3 protein-coding genes and 1 pseudogene are annotated in these 3,379 nt (G+C 34.0%); all 4 read right to left on the reverse strand.

Annotation, left to right across the window (positions count from 1 at the left end):
- Positions 1-206 precede the first annotated feature (206 nt).
- Positions 207-407, reverse strand: a pseudogene (locus PHC28_RS17235) (DEAD/DEAH box helicase family protein); the annotation flags it as partial.
- On the reverse strand, positions 404-706 hold the full coding sequence (locus PHC28_RS17240; protein WP_300103472.1) for a type II toxin-antitoxin system RelE/ParE family toxin: 303 nt from the start codon (positions 704-706) through the stop codon (positions 404-406). The gene PHC28_RS17240 and the pseudogene PHC28_RS17235, both read right to left, overlap by 4 nt.
- Complete coding sequence (locus PHC28_RS17245; protein ID WP_300103473.1) at positions 691-921, reverse strand: hypothetical protein; 231 nt, start codon at positions 919-921, stop codon at positions 691-693. Before PHC28_RS17245 ends, PHC28_RS17240 begins: the two co-directional genes overlap by 16 nt.
- 141 nt (positions 922-1,062) lie before the next feature.
- The coding region (locus tag PHC28_RS17250) for a TonB-dependent siderophore receptor (RefSeq protein ID WP_300103475.1) at positions 1,063-3,379 on the reverse strand (2,317 nt) is incomplete at its 5' end.

Raw genomic sequence — 3,379 nt, forward strand, 5'->3', positions numbered from 1 at the left:
TTCCGTAAAAAAGTTTTCGGCCGCGTCGACGCTATCGACCCGCTGTTGATAGAAGTTTTACCGGACAGTAAGACCGCCAGGCTTTCTTTTGAGGATGCTGCCCGTATTTCCGGGCAGGTTCATAATATAGCAGGTGTCAGCGTCTCGGCGGCTTCCTGGGGCGTCGTGGCCGCAGGGGATAAGAAAACGGAGGCGGCTGTTTATGCCAAGGTTTTGTTGTGTGCCAAAATCAAAGTAGGTTTTTGGACTTCTTGGATTACATTGGCAACGGTAAACGTCTTTCCAGAACCCGTAACCCCCAACAAAGTTTGATAGCGTTCGCCAGCTTCAATGCCTTGAGCTAATTTTTCAATAGCTTGCGGTTGGTCGCCTTTGGGCTGATAATCGGAGATAACTTGGAATTTCATTGGATATATTTCAATCTTTCAGGATTTTGTCTCGTGTCCCAAACTGATAATATAATGATGTGAATTTTATTTATTTCATAGAAAATAAAATAATTTTCAATTAACAAACCACGAACATTTATGGTATCTGTTTTTTTACCAATTTCTGGTTGATGGAGTAAAGATTTTAATTCGGTTTGAATTATTCTGTTTAATTTTAATGAATATAATTTGCTTTTATTTCTAAAATTAAAATATTCGAAAATATCTTTTAATTCGAGTTTAGCAGTTTCTGACCAAACAATTATTCTTTCAGCCATTTTTCCATTTCTTCATTTACAGTATCATTTGTAAAATAATTGCCTTCTAAATATTCTTTTTGAGAATTTTTTATTACCAACTTTTGTTCATCAGAAAGTATAATGATATTTTTAGTTTTTGATTCAACTATTATATTAAGAGCTTTCAAAAAAGCATCAACATTAATAATGTCAATCTTAGATTTCAAACGTTGTTTTAATTCGGCAGTATTCATAATAAAATATTTTCACGAAGTTACAAAAAATAGCAATTAAAAATAATTAGACATAATTTAATTTTTCTATATGAAAGTTAAATCCAAAAAAAAGAGGCTGCCCAATAAGGACAGCCTCTTCAATTGTATTAAAATATATTATTAGAAATTACAGCTAATTCTAGCGAATACAAAACGACCGTTTTGACCAAATTGTGATACGTTTCTTGAATATACAAATTGATTTGCATTTGATAAATCTACTGTTGTAGCAGGATCATAGGCAATATTACCATTTGAATCTAGACCTGTTAAACGTGGATCTTTAATATTTGTAGGTCTTTTTGCTGAGATAGGTCCTAAATTCAAATCAGGATATATGTCAAAGATATTATTGGCTCCAATTACAAGTTTAGCTTGTTTATTTAAATTATAACCAATGGAGAAATCAGTTATGATATTTCCACCCCAGACTGGATGCTCATTTTCAACTGCTCTTCCGTTTACTACTATCGCGTCAATAAAACCATTGCCATTTAGATCCACAGTATTTGGATCTGTTACTTGTCCAAAATATACGTTTCTCAAGAAGAAATCGAATTTTTTAACAGAAAGTGTATTGGTTAAATTAATTTTTGTTCTTGGCACAGCTTCTTCAAGATAAACTCTACTTGATTCAGAATAATATCTGTTTACTTGACCATTGGCTTCTAAGATTGGAGAAGCGTGAATTGAACCTACTCTTTTTGTACCAGAAAATGTTCCTGATAAATCATTTTTCAATGTTAGGCCATTTCCTAAATTTGCTTTTTGGCTTATTACGATGTCAATACCTTTAGATTGTGTATCAATTGCGTTGGCGAAAAATGTAGCTGCAGTTGCTCCCGCATTATCAAATGCATCTTGTAGCGTTCTTTCAGTAGAACCTTCTGGGAAGAAATAAGTTGGAGCTGAAGCTAAATCATTTTTAGGTCTTGAAAATTGGTCAGTAAGAACTACTCTGTCTTTAATTTTAACGATGTAAGCATCAGTAGTTAAAGTGATATTTGCTGATGGTATTTTAGCAGTGAAACCAACACTTGCACTTTGAGATTCTTCTTGTTTTAATTTAGGAATTCCCAATAAATGAGCAGCATCTGAATCATTACTAAATGTTCCTACTTCAAATGGAACACCTCCTACAAATTGAGTTGAAGTTGAGTTGAAGTATATTTGATGTAACGATGGAGCTCTAAATCCTGTAGCAACTGCACCACGTAAATTGATGTTGTCAGTTACTTTGTAACGAGTTGCCAATTTATAATTTGTTGTGCTTCCAAAATCTGAATAGTTTTCATAACGAATGGCTCCATTAACTAACCATTTTGAAGTAACATCATACTCTAAATCGCCATATACAGCACCACTGTTTCTTCCTTTGTCAACAGCATTTACATCTCTAAAACCTGGGAATACTTGAGCTCCATTTGGTCTGGCAGCACCATAGAAATCAGTAACTTTAATGTTGTTTGGAGTTGATCCTGTCACTACTGCTCCGTTGATGTCATATAAATTGTAAGAATCAGGTACACCAGCATTAATAGTAAAGTTTTCATAACGATATTCTGCACCAAAAGCTACGTTCAATTTGTCGAATTTTCTGTTCATATCAAAATTGGTTGTGTTTTGATAAAATCCTAAGCTACCAGCATCAAATTTGGTTGGCGAATTTTCTCTCATAGAAGCATTTAACGTATTTTCAATGCTGTAATCAAAGGTATTTATACCATAAGTATTACTTAAATCAAAATTCCAACTTTCGAATATTTTACCTCTTAAACCAGCAGCAACAGATAAATCTTTTATTGTAGAGTGAATTTCTGGCAAGAAACCATTCGGATACAATGCTGTATAAGCTCTTGATTGATTTGGTTTTCTGTAAAAACCCTCAGCTTGACCAGTTCTGTAACTAGTTCCTCCAAAAGCATATACTTCAAGATTTTCATTGATAGGGTAGGCACTATTCAAGAAAAATTGTGCACTAGATAGAGAAGATTGTCCCACTTTCATATTGAAATTTCTTCTTTCTAATTTTCTGTAGGCTAATTCTCCGTCAGTAGCGTCAAAGTTTAAAGCAGTTTGCATTGCTCCAATAGTTGTGGCGTTACTAATAGCTGTTTGTTGCGCAGCAGTAAAATAACTTACTTGTGGTGCATAAGTATGAATTGCCGAAAGAATTTGAGCACTGTTTGGTGTGTTAGTAATATTGCCAAACAAAGCATTAATATTTGTTCCAGCTTCTGCTGCTCTTTGCTCAACAGCATTAAAACCACTGAATAATGTTCCTGTAACATCCTTCGCTCTACTTGTTTGATCTCTTAACTGAAAACTACCAGTAACATTAATAAAACTTTTTTCTTTCCCAAGACCAGTTCCATAGTTCAAATCGAGTTGAACATTGTTACCGTCATGGCCACCTCTATGGTCATTTGCATTTTTA

The sequence above is a fragment of the Flavobacterium sp. genome (assembly GCF_028712645.1).
In the GTDB taxonomy this organism is placed as follows: Bacteria; Bacteroidota; Bacteroidia; order Flavobacteriales; family Flavobacteriaceae; genus Flavobacterium.

Excerpts from the sequence above, each read along its gene's own strand:
- PHC28_RS17240 (WP_300103472.1), bottom strand. The coding sequence starts at position 706 with ATGGCTGAAAGAATAATTGTTTGGTCAGAAACTGCTAAACTCGAATTA.
- PHC28_RS17245 (WP_300103473.1), bottom strand. The coding sequence starts at position 921 with ATGAATACTGCCGAATTAAAACAACGTTTGAAATCTAAGATTGACATT.